At 43.1% G+C, this 15,219-nt stretch carries 14 protein-coding genes; 12 read left to right on the forward strand and 2 right to left on the reverse strand.

Annotated elements, in window-relative coordinates; translation table 11 throughout:
* Positions 1-97 precede the first annotated feature (97 nt).
* The 10 genes from leuC (at position 98) to QWZ17_RS01395 (ending at position 10,611) form a co-directional block, all read left to right on the forward strand.
* Positions 98-1,513 carry a 3-isopropylmalate dehydratase large subunit gene (leuC, locus tag QWZ17_RS01350; protein WP_290303046.1) on the forward strand — a complete coding sequence of 472 codons (1,416 nt, stop codon included), beginning with the start codon at positions 98-100 and terminating at the stop codon, positions 1,511-1,513.
* A gap of 64 nt (positions 1,514-1,577) precedes the next feature.
* On the forward strand, positions 1,578-1,964 hold the full coding sequence (locus tag QWZ17_RS01355; RefSeq protein WP_290303061.1) for a GxxExxY protein: 387 nt from the start codon (positions 1,578-1,580) through the stop codon (positions 1,962-1,964).
* 91 nt (positions 1,965-2,055) lie between these two features.
* Positions 2,056-2,646 carry a 3-isopropylmalate dehydratase small subunit gene (leuD, locus tag QWZ17_RS01360; RefSeq protein ID WP_290303047.1) on the forward strand — a complete coding sequence of 197 codons (591 nt, stop codon included), beginning with the start codon at positions 2,056-2,058 and terminating at the stop codon, positions 2,644-2,646.
* 158 nt (positions 2,647-2,804) lie between these two features.
* On the forward strand, positions 2,805-3,602 hold the full coding sequence (locus QWZ17_RS01365) for a methyltransferase domain-containing protein (RefSeq protein WP_290303048.1): 798 nt from the start codon (positions 2,805-2,807) through the stop codon (positions 3,600-3,602).
* Positions 3,603-3,648: 46 nt separating this feature from the next.
* The gene (gene leuB / locus QWZ17_RS01370; protein ID WP_290303049.1) at positions 3,649-4,719 is read left to right on the forward strand and encodes a 3-isopropylmalate dehydrogenase; all 1,071 of its coding nucleotides are present in this window, start codon (positions 3,649-3,651) and stop codon (positions 4,717-4,719) included.
* Positions 4,720-4,820: 101 nt separating this feature from the next.
* Positions 4,821-5,576, forward strand: coding sequence for a class I SAM-dependent methyltransferase (locus QWZ17_RS01375; protein ID WP_290303050.1), 756 nt, complete (start codon positions 4,821-4,823; stop codon positions 5,574-5,576).
* A 313-nt stretch (positions 5,577-5,889) separates the two neighbouring features.
* Positions 5,890-7,056 (forward strand): 2-isopropylmalate synthase, encoded by a 1,167-nt coding sequence (locus QWZ17_RS01380; RefSeq protein ID WP_290303051.1) that lies wholly within the window; start codon positions 5,890-5,892, stop codon positions 7,054-7,056.
* 2 nt (positions 7,057-7,058) lie between these two features.
* Positions 7,059-8,309 (forward strand): threonine ammonia-lyase IlvA, encoded by a 1,251-nt coding sequence (gene ilvA / locus QWZ17_RS01385; RefSeq protein ID WP_290303052.1) that lies wholly within the window; start codon positions 7,059-7,061, stop codon positions 8,307-8,309.
* Positions 8,310-9,092: 783 nt separating this feature from the next.
* Positions 9,093-9,773, forward strand: a complete 681-nt coding sequence (locus tag QWZ17_RS01390; RefSeq protein ID WP_290303053.1) for an AbiV family abortive infection protein — start codon at positions 9,093-9,095, stop codon at positions 9,771-9,773.
* A 202-nt stretch (positions 9,774-9,975) separates the two neighbouring features.
* Positions 9,976-10,611 carry a hypothetical protein gene (locus QWZ17_RS01395; RefSeq protein WP_290303054.1) on the forward strand — a complete coding sequence of 212 codons (636 nt, stop codon included), beginning with the start codon at positions 9,976-9,978 and terminating at the stop codon, positions 10,609-10,611.
* A gap of 77 nt (positions 10,612-10,688) precedes the next feature.
* Here QWZ17_RS01395 and QWZ17_RS01400 read toward each other — a convergent pair whose 3' ends face one another.
* Positions 10,689-11,855, reverse strand: coding sequence for a hypothetical protein (locus QWZ17_RS01400; RefSeq protein WP_290303055.1), 1,167 nt, complete (start codon positions 11,853-11,855; stop codon positions 10,689-10,691).
* A gap of 369 nt (positions 11,856-12,224) precedes the next feature.
* Between QWZ17_RS01400 and QWZ17_RS01405 the strand changes: the two genes are divergently transcribed.
* Together QWZ17_RS01405 and QWZ17_RS01410 are read left to right on the forward strand one after the other, a co-directional pair.
* Positions 12,225-12,449: a hypothetical protein gene (locus tag QWZ17_RS01405; RefSeq protein ID WP_290303056.1), complete on the forward strand. Its 225-nt coding sequence runs from the start codon at positions 12,225-12,227 to the stop codon at positions 12,447-12,449.
* Between the two features lie 57 nt (positions 12,450-12,506).
* On the forward strand, positions 12,507-13,172 hold the full coding sequence (locus QWZ17_RS01410; RefSeq protein ID WP_290303057.1) for a DNA alkylation repair protein: 666 nt from the start codon (positions 12,507-12,509) through the stop codon (positions 13,170-13,172).
* A 130-nt stretch (positions 13,173-13,302) separates the two neighbouring features.
* Here the strand turns inward: QWZ17_RS01410 and QWZ17_RS01415 are convergent, their stop codons facing one another.
* Positions 13,303-14,691 (reverse strand): right-handed parallel beta-helix repeat-containing protein, encoded by a 1,389-nt coding sequence (locus QWZ17_RS01415; RefSeq protein WP_290303058.1) that lies wholly within the window; start codon positions 14,689-14,691, stop codon positions 13,303-13,305.
* Positions 14,692-15,219 lie beyond the last annotated feature (528 nt).

The following is a 15,219-nucleotide window of genomic DNA, read 5'->3' on the forward strand; positions in this document are numbered from 1 at the left end:
ATAAAACCCTCTCTTATAAAAAGAGAGGGTTTCAATAGATACGATTAATAATCATAAAAGTAAAGTCCTCTCCTTTGGAGAGGATTTAGGTGAGGCTATGGGACAAACATTATTTGATAAGATATGGGATGCGCACGTCGTCAGTAGCAACGAGGGTTTTCCGGATATTTTATACATCGATACACACTTCATACATGAGGTAACCAGTCCGCAGGCATTTGATGGTTTGCGCACAAGGGGGTTACCGGTTTTCAGGCCAAAACAAACAGTGGCCACTGCAGATCATAACGTTCCAACAATTGATCAGCACCTCCCAATCAAAGAAGAACTTTCCCGCTACCAGGTTGATATGCTCACCAAAAACTGTAAAGAGTTTGGTATTGAGTTGTACGGCTTAGGTCACCCCTACCAGGGTATTGTACACGTAATTGGCCCCGAGCTGGGTATAACCCGCCCAGGTGGTACTTATGTATGCGGCGACAGCCATACATCAACACACGGCGCCTTTGGTGCTATTGCGTTTGGTATAGGCACATCGCAGGTAGAGCAGGTTATGGCAACACAATGTTTGCTGCAATCGCGCCCCAAAAGAATGAAAATTGAAGTTAACGGCACTTTGCAAAAAGGCGTTGGCGCTAAAGATATAATCCTGTACATCATCGCGCAGATCAGCGCGGCAGGTGGTACAGGCTACGCGGTAGAGTATGCCGGCGATACCATCCGCTCACTGAGCATGGAAGGCCGCATGACCATCTGTAACATGAGCATCGAAATGGGTGCCCGTTGCGGATTGATCGCTCCGGACGAAACCACCATCAACTACGTTAAAGGTCGCGAATTTGCCCCTAAAGGCGAAGAGTGGGATAAAGCCGTAGCTTACTGGCAAACACTTTACTCCGATGAGGACGCGGAGTTTGATTCGGTTTTAAGCTTCAAAGCCGAAGATATTGAACCGATGATTACCTACGGTACAAACCCGGGCATGGGCATTGGCGTAACACAACACGTTCCCGAAACTGCTTCATTTGAGGCTAAAGAACAGGGGTCATACAAAAAAGCCCTTGATTACATGGGCCTGCACGATGACGAGACACTGTTAGGCAAACCTATTGATTATGTGTTTATCGGCAGCTGTACCAACTCTCGAATTGAAGACCTGCGCCAGGTGGCCGAATTTGTAAAAGGCAAGCACAAGGCAGATAACGTTACCGTATGGGTAGTTCCAGGCTCTAAACAAGTACAGGAACAAGCCATCCGCGAAGGACTGGACAAAATATTTAACGAGGCAGGCTTCCCGCTTCGCGAACCAGGCTGCAGCGCGTGTTTGGGCATGAACGAGGATAAGATCCCCGCAGGTAAATATTGCGTATCCACCTCCAACCGTAACTTTGAAGGAAGACAAGGGCCAAACAGCCGCACCTTCCTGGCCAGCCCGTTGACAGCGGCCGCAAGCGCTATTACGGGGAAAGTGACGGATATAAGAAGCTTCTTTAACGAGGAAGAATTAGTCTGAATCAGAATTTGCAGAATTTTAGAATTAGCAGAATAAATCAGTATTGATTAATGATATTCTAATTGTGCAAAGAGATGAGCTTACATATAAAATAATTGGTTGCGCTATGAAAGTGCATAACACTCTTGGTAACGGCTTTCAGGAAGTAATTTACCAAAGATGTTTAGCAATTGAATTAGCAAAATTGGATATCAAATTTGTACGTGAAGAAGAACACACTATATTTTACGAGGGAATAAACGTTGGATCAAGAAGGGCTGATTTTATAGTAGAGGGAAAAGTATCCGTTGAATTAAAAGCGATAATTAATTTAGAAGATGTCCATTTAGCACAGGCAAAAAACTACACGGTAGCTTATGATTTCCCTATCGGGTTACTCATAAATTTCGGTAGTCAAAGCTTACAATATAAATTAATCTTCAATCCAAAATACAACATAAAACTTAATTGACATTAACAGCCAGAATTTAATAATAGGCAGGGATTTTGTGAACATAGACAAGCATTCTGTAAATTCTTAAATTCTGTAAATTCTGATTCAGATGGCAACCAAAATATTCAAACATATACAAACCAGCGTGGTGCCTTTGCCTATCGAAAATATCGATACGGATCAAATTATCCCAGCAAGGTTTTTGAAGGCCACTACCCGCGATGGTTTTGGCAATAACCTGTTCCGCGATTGGCGTTTTGATGGCGATGATAACCCTAAACAGGATTTCGTGCTTAACAACCCTAACTATAGCGGCAAGATCCTGGTTGCGGGTAAAAACTTCGGTTGCGGCAGTAGTCGCGAGCACGCCGCCTGGGCCATTGCCGATTATGGCTTTGATGCCGTGGTAAGCAGCTTTTTTGCGGATATTTTTAAAGGCAACGCTCTTAACAATGGCTTGCTACCCGTACAGGTAAGTGAAGACTTTTTAAAGAAGATCTTCGACGCGGTTTATGCCGACGAGCATGCTGCCGTTGAAATCGACCTTGAAAACCAATTCATCCGCCTGGTAGCAACCGGCGAGCAGGAAAGCTTTGAGGTTAACCCCTACAAAAAAGCCTGCATGACCAACGGTTATGACGATATTGATTACATCCTGAGCAAAAAGGAAACGATAGCCGAATTTGAATCGAAGAGATAGGTAAAAACTGAAAGGTCAAAGGCGAAAGGCCTAAAAAAAGGTAAAAGCTGAAAGGTCAAAGGCGAAAGGTCAAAAATGACTTAATGACCAAATGACAGCGAAGCGAAATGACGATTACCTGCCTGCAACGACCAATGAACTAATGAACCAGTGAACCAATGAACAAAGTAATCCAAAGGGAAGGCAAAGGCACAGCGAAGTTGTTTGACGAACGTAGTTTGGCAAATGATTACGCAACCCTGGCTTCTGCGCTTAAACCTGGTTTACGGGTTTTGGATGTTGGTTGTGGTACGGGTGCGATATCGAAAGATATTGCGGCCCTGGTTGGTGATACCGGTTATGTTACGGGCATCGATAATACGGAGTTTTTTATACAGAGCGGCAAGGAAACTTATGCTGATGTTAAAAACCTTGATCTGATCTATACAGATCTGTTCGCTTACGAGCCGGAAGAAAAGTTCGACCTGATTGTGGCGGCACGGGTTTTACAGTGGTTAAATAACCCGGTTGAGGCATTACAAAAAATGTACTCGCTTTTAAAACCGGGTGGTACCGTATCTATATTAGATTATAACCACGAAGCATTAGAATGGCATCCACAACCGCCGCCAAGCATGCTGAGGTTTTACGCTACTTTTTTAAGATGGCGCGGCGATGCCGGCATGAACAATCACATAGCCGAAGATTTGCCAGGCTATTTTGAAGAGGCCGGTTTTACCAACATAGTTGAGTTTAATGCCGACGAGGTATACCAAAAAGGCGAATCGAACTTTATTAACAAAGCTGGTATCTGGGCCAAAGTGGCGCAGTCAAAGCAAATGGTGGAGGAAGGTTATATTGACGATGAACTTCGCCTGCTGGCTATCGACGAGTATACCGACTGGGTAACTACCGATGCCGAGCGCATGACGATGAAACTAAAAGAAATACGCGGAACAAAACCGCAAAACATCTAACTATAAAAACATAAAAACATTCCCCCTTTAGGGGGTTAGGGGGCTTATGAAAAAACACATTTTAGTAATACCCGGCGACGGGATAGGCCCCGAGGTTACTACCTGGGGTAAAGCGGTTTTAGAAAAAATTGGTCAGGATTTTGGCCATGAGTTTACATTTGATGAGGCCCTGATGGGTCACGCCGGTATTGAGGCAACGGGTAACCCGTTGCCCGATGAAACTTTGGCGAAAGCCAAAGCCAGCGACGCCATTTTATTTGGCGCTATCGGCCACATTAAATATGACAATGATCCATCTGCAAAGGTTCGTCCGGAGCAGGGATTGTTAAAGATCCGTAAAGAACTGGGCCTGTATGCCAACCTCCGCCCCATCATGTTATTTGATGAACTGCTGGATGCATCAAGCTTAAAGCCCGAAATACTGAAAGGCACCGATATCCTGTTTTTCCGCGAGTTGACAGGCGATGTATACTTTGGCGAGAAAAAACGCAGTGAAGACCGCAATACTGCGTCCGACCTGATGATCTACTCCCGTTATGAAGTGGAACGCATCGCCATAAAAGCTTACGAAGCGGCCATGGTGCGTGGTAAAAAATTATGCTCGGTAGATAAAGCCAACGTGTTGGAGGCTTCTCGCCTGTGGCGCGAGGTGGTACAGGAGATAGCCAAAAACTATCCTGAGGTTGAAACCGAGCACATGTTTATTGATAACGCGGCTATGCAGCTGGTTAAAAACCCTAAAAAGTTTGATGTGGTATTAACCGCCAACCTTTTTGGTGATATCCTTACCGACGAAGCATCGCAGATTGCAGGTTCAATGGGTATGTTGGCATCGGCATCCGTAGGTGACGGTACCGGCTTTTTTGAGCCTATCCACGGTTCGGCTCATGATATTGCCGGGCAGGATAAAGCCAATCCGCTGGCCTCTATCCTATCGGTGGCACTGATGCTGGAGATCAGCTTCGGTCTTAAAGACGAAGCCAAACTAATCACCGACGCTATCGACAAAGCACTGAAACAAGGCTACCGCACCGGAGATATCGCCGACGCGAACACCGACAAAGCCAAAATTTTAGGCACCAAAGCAATGGGCCAAAAAGTATTAGAATACCTATAGGCAAAGCCCCCCAGCCCCCTAAAGGGTGAGCAGGAAATTAACACGTCATCAATCTGAAGTCAAACTAATGACTAATGACCAATGACACAATGACTAAAATAATGAAGTGGAACGCTGATTTATACGACCAAAAGCACGCCTTTGTATTCAAGTTTGGCGAAGACGTGCTCGATTTGCTGGATGTTAAACCCGGCGAGCATATCCTGGATATTGGTTGCGGCACAGGCCATTTAACCAAACAAATTCAGGATAAAGGTGCCATTGTTAAAGGTACCGACTATTCGCCGGATATGATTGCCCAGGCAAAGGCCCTGTTTCCCGATGTTGATTTCGCGGTAGAGAACGCTGCCGATTTTTATACTGAACAAAAATACGACGCCGTATTCAGTAACGCTGCCCTGCATTGGGTTTTGGATGCCAACGGTGCTATAAAAAGTGTATACAACGCGTTGAAACACGGCGGCCGTTTTGTAGCCGAAATGGGCGGCAAAGGCAACGTGGAGAAATTAACCCAGGCTGTAAGGCTGGTATTGATTAACCACGGTTACGTAAACCAGGCCGATGTTAAAGTATGGTTCTTCCCCTCAACGGCAGAGTATGCTAAGTTGCTGGAAGACCACGGCTTCAGGGTAACCTTCACCTCGCACTTTGATCGCAAAACACCACTACAGGATGGCGACGAAGGCGTAGCCAAATGGATCAGGATGTTTGGTGCCCAGTTTTTGCAGGATATCCCCGAAGACGAAAAAGAACAAATATTAAAAGAAATAACCCACAAGCTTGAACCCTACTACAACGAAGGCGGCCAATGGTACGCCGATTACAAAAGGCTAAGGTTTGTGGCGGTGAAAGAATAGCTTGCTTAGTAGTAAGTATCAAGTAGTAAGTAGTAAGATTTTTTTTGCCGCTTCACAATTTGATGCCTACGCTAAATCAACGATAAAAAGTAGTAAGTATCAAGTAGTAAGTAATAAGATTTTCTTCGCCGCTTCACAATTTGATGCCTACGCTAAATCAACAATAAAAAGTAAGCCGTCAGTCGGTATTTTTTAAAAACGTTTTGATTGACGATATTTATAGATTAATAACAAATTGAAGTAGCAACACATCGCGTGGCAGAAGCAAATCTTACTACTTGATACTTACTACTTACTACTAAAAAAGAAAAATATGTTACACGATCCCAACCGCGTTTATGTTTTTGATACCACGCTTCGCGATGGCGAGCAGGTACCAGGGTGCCAGTTAACCACCCCCGAAAAGATTGAGATAGCTAAAGAACTGGAACTACTGGGCGTGGATATTATTGAGGCCGGTTTCCCGGTTTCAAGTCCGGGAGATTTTCAGAGTGTTGTCGAGATATCTAAAGCCGTTACCAACCCTACCGTTTGCGCGCTTACCCGTGCCAACAAAGGCGATATTGATGCCGCTGTAGAATCACTAAAATATGCCAAACATCCGCGTATCCATACCGGAATTGGCTCATCAGATATGCACATTAAACACAAGTTCAACAGCACCCGCGAGGAAATTCTGGAGCGTGCCGTTGAAGCTGTAAAGTATGCCAAAAAATCTGTTGAAGATATTGAGTTTTATGCCGAGGATGCCGGCCGAGCCGATGTAGTTTACCTGGCGCAAATGGTTGAGGCCGTTATTGCCGCCGGTGCCACCGTGGTTAACATCCCCGATACCAATGGCTACTGCCTGCCAGATCAGTACGGTGCCAAGATCAAATTCCTGAAAGAGAACGTTAAAAACATTGATAAGGCCATCATATCCGTACATTGCCATAACGATTTAGGTTTGGCCACCGCCAACTCTATTGCCGGTTTACAAAACGGTGCCCGCCAGATAGAAGGCACCATTAACGGCATTGGCGAACGCGCGGGTAATACCTCTATTGAAGAAGTAGTGATGATCCTAAAAACGCACCAGGTTTTGGGCTTAAATACCCAGATAGACTCTAAACGTTTTTATGAGTTAAGCCAGATGATCCGCACGCAAATGCGCATGCCGGTACAGCCAAACAAGGCTATTGTAGGCAGCAACGCTTTTGCGCATAGCTCGGGCATTCACCAGGATGGTTTCCTGAAAATGCGCGAGAATTACGAGATCATTCGCCCTGAAGATGTAGGCTTCCCGAGCGCCACAATAGTGCTAACCGCGCGCAGCGGCAGGCATGCTCTGAAGTTCCATTTGGAACGCCTTGGCTTTACATTGGATAAAGATGAATTAGCCGCTGTTTACAATAAGTTTTTAACGCTTGCCGATGTCAAGCTTGATATAAATGACGAAGACCTGCAAGGCTTAATGGCCCACAGGCTGGTAAAAAATTAATAATGGAAACTGAAACTGCTAACCTGCTCGATTTTGATTCGGCTTACGAACGATTGAAGGAGGTTGTAAAACGCACTCCGCTGGAGTATAACGCCGGTCTATCGGCTAAATACGAGTGCGAAATATATTTGAAGCGTGAGGATCTGCAAATAGTACGGTCGTACAAATTGCGTGGTGCTTACAACATGATCAGTCAGCTTAGCCAGGATGAGTTGAGCCGCGGCGTGGTTTGCGCCAGCGCGGGTAACCACGCCCAGGGCGTGGCCTTTAGCTGCAGCCGCCTGGGTGCCAAAGGCGTAATTTTTATGCCCGAGATTACCCCCAAGCAAAAAGTTACCCAAACCGAAATGCATGGTAAGGGCAATATTGAAATTGTACTCACCGGCGATACGTTTGACGATTGCCTGCGCGAAGCCCTTATTTATACCGAGGCGCATGGTATGACGTTTATCCCCCCTTTTGATAACTACCGTATTATTGAAGGCCAGGGTACCGTAGGTGTGGAGATATTGCAGAATTTGCCCGGCATCGAAGCCATCATTATGCCTATCGGCGGCGGCGGACTGGCGGCCGGCACCGGGAGTTACCTTAAACAACACGCACCAGGCATTTACCTGGCCGGTGTTGAACCCGAAGGTGCCCCATCAATGCTGGAAGCCTTTGAAAACGGCGGACCGGTTACCCTGAAAGAAATTAACCGTTTTGTAGATGGCGCCGCTGTTAAATGCGTAGGCAAGCTTACCTACAACCTGTGCCGCGAGGTATTAGACGATATGCTGCTTGTACCCGAAGGCAAAGTGTGTACCACCATATTGAAACTATACAACGAAGACGCCATTGTGGTTGAACCCGCCGGTGCCCTCTCTGTAGCAGTACTGGATGCCTGTAAAGATAAAATTAAAGGCAAAAAGGTAGTTTGCGTAATCAGCGGTGGTAATAATGATATTGCCCGCATGCAGGAGATCAAGGAGAAATCCCTTTTGTATGAAGGCCTGAAGCATTACTTTATTGTACGCTTTCCGCAGCGCCCGGGAGCGTTGAAACTCTTTGTGAACAACGTATTAGGCCCCGGCGACGATATCACCCGCTTCGAGTTCATCAAAAAAACCGAAAAAGAAAACGGCCCGGCCCTGGTAGGCATCGAACTCAAAAACGCCGCCGACTACCCCGCATTGTTAAACCGCATGGAAGCCCATCGCTTCAGCGTAATTGAGCTGAATAAGGATCAAACCTTGTTTGAGTATTTGGTTTAGTTGGGGGGTGAAAGGATAAAGGTAAAAGGCGAAAGGTAGAAGCCCCTATTTAACTCGCCCACCCGTCATTGCGAGGAACGAAGCAATCTCCAAACTGTACAGAGCTGCTTTACAGATCAAAAGGTTACCTCAAAACACCAAACATAACAAAGCCTCCCGGAGATAAAACTTAGGGGGGCTTTTGTGTTTTACTCTCCTATTTTCAGTACAGGCAAATCAGGATTAAGCCTTATAAAGGTAATTTTTTCGGGAATAATTTAAAATCTGTAAGCCTATCTAAGGACATTATACGCCAATCGTAAGTTCGTCATTTCCTTTTGCCACTACACAAAACTTACACTAATAAAGTGATTTCACTAAATCATCGTGATTTGCATACGCGGTACACGCGACACGCTTTCACTAACTTCAGTAAATTTTGGTGAATGGTGAAAAAAATATAGCTCGGCTAATTTCTTCTTTTCGTGCAAGTATTAAGAGGTAGTGGTATAAAAGCCTACTTATGACTGTTGTTAGCTAACGGTAACTTCAATTATTAAATGCTTCGCCGGAATTACGATTCAATTAAAAGTATTAAATAATTTGACACAACGCACTTTCTACTTTTAATTCAAAAAAACATTCTACGCAGATAGGTTGCGTAGAACATTTTCTTCTTTGTATTAATTATATTGATCGTTCTGTCAGCGAGAGGTTGTAAAAACTCAACAAACGAAATTCTCAGACCTTGCAATGAGAGCAATAACAACAAAAATAAACGATGAATAAGAAAAGTAACGAAAAATGAGAGACAAGAAAATGGTTAAAACTTTGCAAAGTCAAGATCAAATAGATGGCTATTGGCATGACTGTGATTTTGTGACCGGCGCGTGTGATGCTTATGAAAATGCCAGTAAGCACTTAGCCATTAGTGAATTGCTTGCGAAACAAGAAAATTATGGTTTTAGCGTTTCGCACTTAGTTTTAGGTATAGAAGAGTTGATTAAAGCTCTGATACTAATGTTTCTCAATTCAGATCGACATTTTATAAGTCATCCCCATAAGGAAAAACTTTTTGCAAATCATGGTTTCAAGCACATTAATGTCAAAAAGTTTTTATCTGCTTTAACTAAAGAAAGTATGGATGACTATGACAGTAATTGGTTTGACTACTATTTTAATGGCAACCCTAACAATACATTCCAACAAAAAGCTTACACAATCAGTAAGTTGTTCAATCTCGGGCAGATCAATGAACAGCAAATCGATCAAATTATACAGCTACTGGATGATGCAAATAATTTGAAAAACAAGGGCTTCTATGTCGATTATGATGGAGGATGGTTAAGACCAGAAGACGTTGGTTTGGCAACATTTGACAACTATTCAAATATCGGTAATACTTTGATGCGTTTCGTTAAACCACTTTTCACCACACCGTTGCTCGACAATGATGAATTAATTGAGTTTATTTATGGAAAATAAAACTTGATTTCACGACCAATCTCCTTTGTTGACTCATGTTAGAAATTTGCCGCGTACCAATGTCCCCTACATCGGTACAAAATAAGGGAGCTACGGATGAATTGGTTGCAAAAGAAATTTAAACTGGCGTTGATTCAACAATTGTAGTGTCAAAAAAACTGCAATAATAGCATAGAGGTCATATATAACTAAATTATTAGTGATGCAGAAACCAATTTTTTCCCGAAATGAGGATATTGAAAAAATCGCCTTTTTAAATTGGCGTATACACGCTGATGATGCCATCCGGAATATGATAAATATAGCAGATGGTTATTTGAAGTCAGCCATCAGACAAGCCAGACTATGTTTAATTTATAACGACAACAAAACTGCGGATATCCTGATCTTTCCCATTTTGGCTAATGCCAACCATGGAATTGAACTTTACTTAAAAGCATTGACTTGGATGCTGAATATAATTATGCAAAATGAAAAACGAATAGAAGGCAGTCATAATATTAAACAAATTTACCATACGGTTCGTTCAAAAATCAAAAGCTATAAAGGCAAAATTACGCCAACGGAATTCGCCGAAGCAACAGCAGAGCTGGAAGATTATATCAATGAGTTATTTGATATAACCGAGGCGACCGAACAAAAAGATAAAATGGATTTTTCAAGGTACCCTTTTGATACAAAGTATGATAATCATTTTTATGTAGACAAAATTGGCAATGTAGAAATTGATTTAGAAAATTTTGTGAGAAGGTTCGAATTAATCGCCGAGCGTTTGGATAATATTTGTGATTTCATATATAACAATGAAATGGAAGATCTCGAAACTGAAGATGAATAATAACTCTACTTGCGCAAGTCTTGTGTGTTGGCCAAAGAGCGATGGCGGACTTGTGACTTACTAACGCAAATCCTGTGTTAGGGTAATTTTTTTACTGCCCTACGGGTGCTCCTTTTTTTGAGCGCCGAATTGTCTTTTATCTCATAGCAAAGTAGTATCAGTAAAAATACAGTGCTGTCTATGGCAAGGGAAGCGAAGATCCAGAATAACCTATCGCCATTGTGTTGAGCAAAGGGTTTATATACCGGCAACAATAGCAATGGCTCGCCATCGGGCACATCATTGCGGGAATGCACAGCGGCCTGGTAGTATTCAAAGTCGTTATTGCGGGGTGCTAACCTATCCATGTAAACCAGGCTATCCAGTGGTTCGCGTTTAAAGTCGGCTTCGCATTTGGCAACAAACACCCTAAAGTTCAGGTCTTTTTCCGTACGCGATAAACTGTTGCTAATAGTTTTGCTATACTTTAGGCACAACCATGCCGCAGGCCATATTTTTTGTGGCTCAGGGTCCTTTTTTAATTTGTACGCTATTGTTACTACAGCCAGCGCACCGTATTTACCTGTATCGCCATATCGGGGCATCACCCGGGTAGGATTAATATAGCGCATAAACCTGATAGAATCTGCCGGAAGTTTGGCAAGCCTTTGCATGGTGGCCATTTTATTATCAATAAGTACCAACGTTTTGGGATTTGCCGCTTTGCGCATCGCTGCTATGAGGTTGGTATCGGGAAAAAGCCGATTAAATAAGGGTACAGCCAGGTAAGCGGTCATATCAAAATTGGTATTGTGTTTACCCGTTACTGTAAATATCACCTTGACATGCAGGGCTTTTTTCGCGCTGTAAAATTGCTTAACGGTGTAATATTTGGTAAGCGGCAGCGTAGTTATTTGGCTTATGCTATCGAGGTGAGTAATTCGGCCAGTAGCCGTTTCTACATAATATTGTGCAATACAGGTTGGTATGGCCCAGGCAAGGCCGGTTATATAAATAAAAAATACCATTGGACTTTTAACACTGCTGTATTTAAGCAGCTTTAATCGCGGGCGAAGCCAAATAATTAATATGATAAAAACCGGAATGCAGGCGCAAGCATAATTTATGGTCAACTCCGAAAGATTTATAAGGCGGAATTGGATAACCAGTAGCCAATGCAAAAAGCTATAAACAGCCAGCCAGGCAGCACCCATGTATAAAAAGGGCCAAAAAATAAGTTTAAGCTTGGCTTTAAATTGTTCCATTTTAGTATTGATATGGTTTGGTAATAAAGCCCCTTCAAATTTAAGTTTCCACTAATGCGAGGCATGATTTAATTAGCCAATCTATAAAAAATTGGGCAAAAAACCCTTCGCTCTCCTTGGCGCAAGTCTTGTGTGTTGGCCAAAGAGCGATGGCGGACTTGTGACTTCACAACTTCCCTTCCCACAACCCATACTCAAGACTAAGAAAAGTATGTTAACCATAATAAAAATAAATAATTGATTATCAATAATTTAACTTTTAACATTTCAAATTATGTTAAGTTATGTTAACCCTTAATTGACATTTGTTCGCACAAATTTATAAAGGAATCAGCTTCAATATCCCTATCTTCGTGCATACCTAAAAGCATGCCCCCACGCCAAACCATTTCTTTTTTTGATAGGCTGAGTAAACAAGTGATCAGCATACAGGTTGCCGAATCGGTACAGTTGCCGCAGGGTGCCGGGTATTTTAATATTGCTACCAACCAGGTATTATTGAGCCGGGAACTGTTTGGCGAATGGGAAACATTAACCGATCATTTAGAAAAGCAGATTGAGTTTATATTGAGCTTACAAAAAGTAGAGCGTTAAGTGTACCGTTTTCCCTCCACAACTCCTATATTAGGATAACAAAACCTGCTAAACACAATGACTGTAACAGAGATCCTTGCAAAACTGGAGAGCCTTTCCGATATAAAGGTACGTGCAATGAATATAAAACGCAGCGGGCCTGAAAATCAGTTCGGGGTAAAAATGGGCGATATCCGCAACGTAGCAAAAAAGATAAAACCCGATAATGAGCTGGCTAAAGCCCTGTGGGCAACCAACAACGTGGAAGCCCGTTTTGTGGCTACGTTGATTATGGTTCCGAAAGATCTATCCATCCCCGAAATTGAGGACCTGGTTAAAACCGAACGTTATGCTTATGTGATAGACTGGTTGTACTCTTACGTTATTAAAGAATATCCTGATAAAGAAAAACTGCGCCTGCAATGGCTACATGCCGACGATGTAATGGAAGCCCGCCTTAGCTGGAGCCTTACCAGTGGCCGTATAGCCCACAATCCTCAGGGCATTGATATCCAGGCAGTTTTGGATCGCATAGAAACCGAGATGCCCACCGCCCCACCCGACGTGCAGTGGACGATGAACTCTACGCTGGCCAATATCGGTATATATCATTCCACCTACCGGCAGCGCGCGCTTGACATTGGCGAACGCCTGGGCATATACCGCGATTATCCTGTATCAAAAGGGTGTACCTCGCCCTTCGCCCCTATCTGGATCAACGCGATTGTAAACCGGCAGGGCTAAGGTTAAGAAATCCGCTTATCGGGAGCAGTCAACAAGTATGCTGTAGATTATTATTACAAATAAAAAGCCGCCCATTATATGAGCGGCTTTTCTATTATATATATGCCTGTAAAACCCCGGACTAAGAGATTTATTTTGAAAATGGATATTCGGTAGCGCCTATATCAAAAGCCTTACCCGAAGGGCGGCTTACGTTATAATAATCGACGTTAATACCGTACAATAAACCGTTGGCTCCTTTATCAATCAGCGGCGATGAGGGCAGCAAATGAAAATCGCCCGCGGTGTAGTTTACAAATTTGCAAACAGCTACGTTGTTACCTACATAATTATTTACGGCTGTGAGTTTAACACTGTTGCTTTTCCTAATAATCGGACTTAATGATGCCGATTGGATGATAACGTTATTAACAACCGTGTTCATCGGGATAGTTTCAGAATTTAATTTAATACCACCTAAAGCCGAAGCAACTATGGTATTATTAATAAATTGAAAATGAGGTCCGGGCGTATATCTCGAATCTGCAAAAATACCATAGCTTTTTGAATTTAGGATGTAGTTATTATATATCACGTTGTCGCCAAGTCCCAAAACAATGATTCCATTACCGGGCGCATTTTTTACACTATTGTTATAACAAAGCCCTCCCGTGCCCTCACCAATCTGTATCCCGTTATCCTGGTAAGCCGAAAACGGGCTCACACCTGGATTTTTAACCTCGTTAGCATAAATTGCGCACCCTTTGGTAGCACCGCCAACCTGGATTCCTTCACTACCGGTAGAATCGGTAATATTTTTGTAGATTTTAGCATTCACTACATCATGAGGTAAAACCGTGCCGCATGAGGTTGACACGCCATCCTCGTAAAAAGAATTTCCAATGTAAAGCCCCTCTCCTCCGGTTTTGTGTACATAATTGTCATGAATGATTACGTTGCGCATGGTAAAATGGCCACGCCAAGTTGCCGGATCGCACGATGGATCTGTTTTTGCCATAATGCCCGCAAAGCCGCTGTTATGCACCTCAACATTTGAGATCTCAAAATCTGAGCTCAAATCGTCCATTGTTACTCCAATATTGCCACCATTCATTTCAAAGCCGTACTTAATGGTTGAAACGCCATTGCCCAATACTTTAAAATAGACACTATTTTGCGTTTTAAAAGCGTATGAGGCACTGGTAGATGTACTAAAAGTTACTTTGCCTCCCTTGTTTACAATGATGATAGGAGCCGCGGCAGTACCCTTAAGGTTTTTAAATAGCAGAGCTCCCCTTTTACCGGCAGGCACATAAATGGTAGTTCCGGGAGCAATGTTGCTTCCGTCAACCATCCAATCGGTAGTTTTTACGGTATAAGTACCGGTTCCAATAACCTGGGTTGCCAGGCTTGCTGTTTCGGCATCTAATGCAGGCGCTTTTACTGCCGGAGCCTCAATTTTTGTTTTGGTACACATCGTAAATAACGATACAACCAACGCACCAGTTATAATAAGTAGCCGGTAACTTTTTCTATTCATATCCATCCGTTTAAAGTATCGTGTTGATGCAGATTGGGGGATAATCTACATATGTTCAACTTTCCTGTTTTCGCAGTGTCGGGTTCTTATACGCCATTTGAGGCCTTATTGTTGCCAGAAATAAGAATGAGTATATCCCGCTTGGCCTTTAATAAACATAATTAACTGATAATTAGATATCTATATTAAAATTTAGTTAACAACTATATCATTAAACTATAACCCCAATTATATAACTAACGATTATTTAACACATGATTAACAAGAAACATTAGTTTGGTGCCCTCCCGATACCAACAATTATTTAGTTGGCCGTCTGTGACACTTTTTGCAGACAGCAGCTCCGGTTTTGTTTTATGGATTACCGGTTTCATTAACGTTCTCCATAGACCGGAGTTGCCCAGTGAACTATTGAAACGGGGATGAAGGAAGGGTATAAAACGCGAAAAGCCCTCATCGATCTGATGAAGGCTTAAGCGATAAGATTTGGCACCGACCTACTCTCCCACGTTTTACCGCAGTACCATC

The sequence above is a fragment of the Mucilaginibacter flavus genome, from assembly GCF_030409315.1.
Lineage (GTDB): Bacteria > Bacteroidota > Bacteroidia > Sphingobacteriales > Sphingobacteriaceae > Mucilaginibacter > Mucilaginibacter flavus.

Bases quoted from the DNA above. Each gene is read 5' to 3' on its own strand.
- leuD (WP_290303047.1), top strand. From the start codon at position 2,056: ATGGCAACCAAAATATTCAAACATATACAAACCAGCGTGGTGCCTTTG.
- QWZ17_RS01405 (WP_290303056.1), top strand. From the start codon at position 12,225: ATGCCCCCACGCCAAACCATTTCTTTTTTTGATAGGCTGAGTAAACAA.
- QWZ17_RS01380 (WP_290303051.1), top strand. From the start codon at position 5,890: ATGTTACACGATCCCAACCGCGTTTATGTTTTTGATACCACGCTTCGC.
- ilvA (WP_290303052.1), top strand. From the start codon at position 7,059: ATGGAAACTGAAACTGCTAACCTGCTCGATTTTGATTCGGCTTACGAA.
- QWZ17_RS01390 (WP_290303053.1), top strand. From the start codon at position 9,093: ATGAGAGACAAGAAAATGGTTAAAACTTTGCAAAGTCAAGATCAAATA.
- QWZ17_RS01400 (WP_290303055.1), bottom strand. From the start codon at position 11,855: ATGGAACAATTTAAAGCCAAGCTTAAACTTATTTTTTGGCCCTTTTTA.
- QWZ17_RS01410 (WP_290303057.1), top strand. From the start codon at position 12,507: ATGACTGTAACAGAGATCCTTGCAAAACTGGAGAGCCTTTCCGATATA.
- leuB (WP_290303049.1), top strand. From the start codon at position 3,649: ATGAAAAAACACATTTTAGTAATACCCGGCGACGGGATAGGCCCCGAG.
- QWZ17_RS01415 (WP_290303058.1), bottom strand. From the start codon at position 14,691: ATGAATAGAAAAAGTTACCGGCTACTTATTATAACTGGTGCGTTGGTT.
- QWZ17_RS01395 (WP_290303054.1), top strand. From the start codon at position 9,976: ATGCAGAAACCAATTTTTTCCCGAAATGAGGATATTGAAAAAATCGCC.
- QWZ17_RS01375 (WP_290303050.1), top strand. From the start codon at position 4,821: ATGAAGTGGAACGCTGATTTATACGACCAAAAGCACGCCTTTGTATTC.
- QWZ17_RS01365 (WP_290303048.1), top strand. From the start codon at position 2,805: ATGAACAAAGTAATCCAAAGGGAAGGCAAAGGCACAGCGAAGTTGTTT.
- leuC (WP_290303046.1), top strand. From the start codon at position 98: ATGGGACAAACATTATTTGATAAGATATGGGATGCGCACGTCGTCAGT.